At 53.0% G+C, this 860-nt stretch carries 1 protein-coding gene; it reads right to left on the minus strand.

Annotated elements, in window-relative coordinates; all coding sequences use genetic code 11:
* Nucleotides 1–38 precede the first annotated feature (38 nt).
* A partial coding sequence (locus tag QKD99_RS11480) for an IS3 family transposase (protein ID WP_347951485.1) occupies nucleotides 39–860 on the minus strand: 822 nt, incomplete at its 5' end.

Genomic DNA, 860 nt, shown 5'->3' on the forward strand with positions numbered 1-860 from the left:
GGGCCTGACCCCCGGAAAGTGGACACGTCGGGGGTTAGCTATGCTGCTCTAGTCAGTGTAGCTGAATTCTCGGCTTCAAAGACGTCAGGAGCTGAAAGATTGCACCAGGAGTGCCGCCGGCGTGTGTTGTAGCGCATGCACCACCGGAAGACTTCCTGGCGGCAGGAGATCGGATTGTCAAAGACTTTCCTGTCACGCAAGATTTCCCGCTTGAGCGTGGCGTTAAACGATTCTGCTAGGGCGTTATCAGCACTCGTTCCTACCGCTCCCATAGACTGGCGCACACGCAACGACGAGCAATAGTTCCTAAAGGCTTGTGAGGTGTACACGCTGCCGTGATCGGAATGAAAAATTGCCCCGTTGAGGCTTCCACGAACCTTGCTGGCATGGGACAAAGCTTCGATAACCAGCGATACTCGCATGTGGTCTGCGAGTGCATGTCCGACAAGTTTGCGCGAGTAGGCGTCGATGACCGTGGCCAGGTACATGTTCTTGCCGCCCTTACACGGCAGGTAGGTGATGTCGCCTACATAGACCTGGTTTGGCTTATCAGCGGTGAATTTGCGGTCTACTAAATCTGGCATGACGCGGTGGCCAGGCTTACGCTTGGTAGTGATGCATCGGCGGCGTTTAGTAAAGCCTTTAAGTCCCATGGCTTTCATGATTCGTGCGACTTTCTTGTGATTTATCGGGCCAAAGCTCGTATCGGCTTTAAGGCTTGCAGCGATGCGTTTAGCACCATAAAGCCCGTATTCATCATCGAAGATGCTCTTGATTCTTGCACCAATAAGAGCATCCGAACACGTCTTTAACCTGCGTTCTTCGCGGGTTTGCACCCATTTGTAGAACGAGGAGCGATT

The sequence above is a fragment of the Corynebacterium sp. c3Ub_189 genome, assembly GCF_039907195.1.
Taxonomy (GTDB): Bacteria; Actinomycetota; Actinomycetes; order Mycobacteriales; family Mycobacteriaceae; genus Corynebacterium.